Source organism: Corynebacterium sp. DNF00584 (assembly GCF_001552965.1).
Lineage (GTDB): Bacteria > Actinomycetota > Actinomycetes > Mycobacteriales > Mycobacteriaceae > Corynebacterium > Corynebacterium phoceense.
On record NZ_KQ959742.1, the window covers coordinates 1 to 3,115 of the forward strand.

The following is a 3,115-nucleotide window of genomic DNA, read 5'->3' on the forward strand; positions in this document are numbered from 1 at the left end:
CGTTGCCACAACATCCAGGAGTCCAATTGTTTCATGCCGATTTAGAGCACTACTTAGCCATTGTTGAGCGGGTTTATGTTGCGGTGCAGCGGAGTGGAAGGCATAAACGAGAATGTTGACATCAGGAATGATCATCGAGTACCGCCCACACAGCTTCTTTGTTGCTGAGATCAACTAGAGCCGGTCCGCCGCAATCGAAGGAGGGCAGGTTAACGGGGGTGTCTTCGGTACTGATGCGGGCTTCCTTCTTGAGGGCAGCGCGGACCGCCTCTTCGACGTATGAGCTCAAAGTGACATTGTTGGCTTTGGCTTGGACCTTCGTTTCTTCAAGGAGTTTCAGCGGGAGGTTTATCGTCGTGCGCATACCTTTAGGGTAGAAAGCATCAAGTCATCATTCAAGAGGTGCAATGATGTATCTGCCTTCAGGAAGCCGTGAAAGGTTGACTGGTGTCTTAATTCAGTGCGAGCGTCAGGATCAGTACTCCGATGGAGAATGCGAGCATGCCTAAGCAGTTGATCCAGAATGCGCTACCGAGGAAGTGGGCGCGGACATGGGCTGCTGCGGCCGCGCAGAAATAGGCGATGACTCCAATCATGGCTGTGATTCCTACGCCGGGGAACCAGAGGCCGGCAATGAGTCCTACGGCGGCGAGGCACTTGATGACAATGAGCGCCCACCACCAGTCCTTGGGGAGTTTGACGCCGCTGAGGCAGGCTTCGATGAAGGGGACTGGTTTGAGGGAGAGGGCGGCGTCGCCAAGCAGAATGGCTGCTAGTAGAAGGGAGGGCCAGGCTGGGGAAGATTCTAGGATCATTGGGTTACTCCGAATGCGGTGTTGAGGCGTTCGATCGATGAGGCGGCTTGGGATGTGAGGTGCTCGGTGTCGTAGATTCCGGCGGCCCAGCCGATGAGTAAGCCGAGGTAGACGTTGTACAGCAGGTCGGCGTACTCGGCCGCATCGGCGCTGCTGAGCCTGGTGCCGAGTCGCAGGGTGATTTCATCGATCAGGAGCGTTTTGAGTGCGGTGAGCGCTTCGCCTTGATTGCCTTGTTGGATGAGTGCTGCGCCAAAGGCGCGGGAGAGCTCTTCGTGGCCGGTAAACATCTGGAGGAAAGGTCTCAGGACATCGAGAAGGCTATCGGATTGTCCCCGGATGTCATCGTGGAGTTCTGAAATGTGTTGGCCAATGGTGCGGATGAGCAGCGTTTGTTTGTCGCCGACTCCCATGACGGTTCCCACGCTAACGCCAGCTTCGGATGCGATAGTCCGGATGCTGGTGGTGGCGTAGCCCTGAGTGAGGAAGAGTTCGTAGGCGGTGGCTAGGACCTTGCTGACGGTGCCAGCTTTGGCGGCCGAGCGCGATGAGTGAACGTGTTCAGTGAACATGTTCAAAAGGGTAGCTCTTGATGGTTTCGAGGTCAATGACGCCGAAGTGTTGACAGTTGACGCTAGGCCAGCGTGGGGAAGACGCGGTCGCGCAGCAGGTGTGCAAGCTCGCGGTCGGGGGCTGCTGGGTTGACCCAGGCGGTGTCGCCGATTTCGGCGGCGGCATGGGGTTCGTCGGCGGTGACGGTGCGGGTGTAGGTGAAGATGGTGCCGACGACGACCTCGCCCGGTTCGTTGGCGGCGGGAGCGTCGAAGGTGCCGAGTTTGTTGAGGCTCTCGGCGTCGAGGGTGAGGCCTACTTCTTCGGCAACTTCGCGCAGGGCGGCGTCGACAAGCGCCTCGCCCGCCTCGGGCTTGCCGCCGGGCAGTTGGTACTTGGTGGAGGACTTCTTGCGCACGGTAAGCACGTGGCCTTGTGGGTTGCGGATGACGACGGCTGCTACTTCAATCATGGCTGCTGATTGTAGGCGGCCTAGAGCAGCGGCAGGAGCACGAGGGCGAGATTGAGTGCGATGACCAGCGCGGCAAGCGTCCAGCCCACGGCCATAGACCAGGGTTTCGCGGCGAACTCACCCATGACGTCCCGGGAGCCGGCATAGCGGAAAAGCGGGATGATGGCGAAGGGGATGCCCAGGGAAAGAAGTGCCTGGCTGACCACCAGTGCCATAGTGGGGTCGACCCCGCAGCCGATGATGACCAGCGCCGGGATGAGCGTGACCAGGCGGCGGACTAGTAGGGGGACCTTGATGTGAAGCAGGCCGTCCATGATTTCGGAGCCGGCGTAGGCGCCCACTGACGTCGAGGCGAGGCCGCTGGCCAGCAGGCCGATGGCGAAGAGAACGCCGGCCAGCGGGCCGAGGTGGCTGGCAATCGCCGTGTGGGCCCCGGAGATGGTCTCTGTGCCGTCCACGCCGTAGAGGGCCGAGCCCGCCAGGACCAGCAGGCCCACGTTGACGAGCCCGGCGATGGACAGCGCCACGGCGATGTCCGCGCGGGTGCCGGCCAGCACGTGGGGGATTTCCAGGTCGGGGTAGCGCTGCTTGGTCAGGGAGGAGTGTAGGTAAATGGCGTGCGGCATGACGGTGGCGCCCAACATGGAGGCGGCCAGCAGGATGCTGTCCTTGCCCTCTAGGCGGGGGATGAGGCCGCCGGCCACGTCGGCGGGGTCGGGCGGGGCGATGGCGAGGCCGGCAAGGAAGCCGATGCAGATGACCAGGAGCAGGCCGATGACAAGCCCCTCGAACCACTGGTTCTTCTTCTGGAAGATGAGGAGAATGATGGAGACCGCGCCGATGATGAGCGCGCCCGCGAACAGGGGGAGGTTGAAGAGGAGTTGCAGGGCAATGGCGCCGCCGATGACTTCGGCGAGGTCGGTGGCCGCGGCGATGAGCTCGGCCTGGGCCCACATGCCTAGGCGCGCGCGGCGGGAGAGACGCTCGCCCATGATTTCCGGCAGGGAGCGGTGGGTGACTAGGCCCAGTTTGGCGGAGTGGTACTGGATGAACATGGCCATGAGGTTGGCCACGACGAGTACCCACACCAGGAGGTAGCCGTAGTGGGAGCCGGCGCTGATGTTGGCGGCTACGTTGCCGGGGTCGACGTAAGCCACTGCAGCAACGAAGGCGGGGCCGGTGAGGCTGATTAAGGTCTTACGCATAGGCATCTCCATACCAAAAGTTCAACTACTTGAAGTCTAGTTTTCATCGCCATATGTTCAAGCCAGGGGGG

At 61.3% G+C, this 3,115-nt stretch carries 5 protein-coding genes; all 5 read right to left on the bottom strand.

Going from position 1 to position 3,115, the window contains the following annotated elements; all coding sequences use genetic code 11:
• Window positions 1-121 precede the first annotated feature (121 nt).
• On the bottom strand, window positions 122-364 hold the full coding sequence (locus tag HMPREF0307_RS05105) for a YlcI/YnfO family protein (RefSeq protein WP_066488611.1): 243 nt from the start codon (window positions 362-364) through the stop codon (window positions 122-124).
• A gap of 88 nt (window positions 365-452) precedes the next feature.
• The gene (locus tag HMPREF0307_RS05110; RefSeq protein ID WP_005292602.1) at window positions 453-815 is read right to left on the bottom strand and encodes a DoxX family protein; all 363 of its coding nucleotides are present in this window, start codon (window positions 813-815) and stop codon (window positions 453-455) included.
• Window positions 812-1,387 carry a TetR/AcrR family transcriptional regulator gene (locus HMPREF0307_RS05115; protein ID WP_066488613.1) on the bottom strand — a complete coding sequence of 192 codons (576 nt, stop codon included), beginning with the start codon at window positions 1,385-1,387 and terminating at the stop codon, window positions 812-814. Before HMPREF0307_RS05115 ends, HMPREF0307_RS05110 begins: the two co-directional genes overlap by 4 nt.
• Before the next feature lie 62 nt (window positions 1,388-1,449).
• Window positions 1,450-1,839: an NUDIX hydrolase gene (locus HMPREF0307_RS05120; protein WP_005292595.1), complete on the bottom strand. Its 390-nt coding sequence runs from the start codon at window positions 1,837-1,839 to the stop codon at window positions 1,450-1,452.
• Window positions 1,840-1,859: 20 nt separating this feature from the next.
• A complete protein-coding gene (locus tag HMPREF0307_RS05125; RefSeq protein ID WP_011272788.1) occupies window positions 1,860-3,044 on the bottom strand; it encodes an Nramp family divalent metal transporter in 1,185 nt (394 codons plus the stop codon).
• Window positions 3,045-3,115 lie beyond the last annotated feature (71 nt).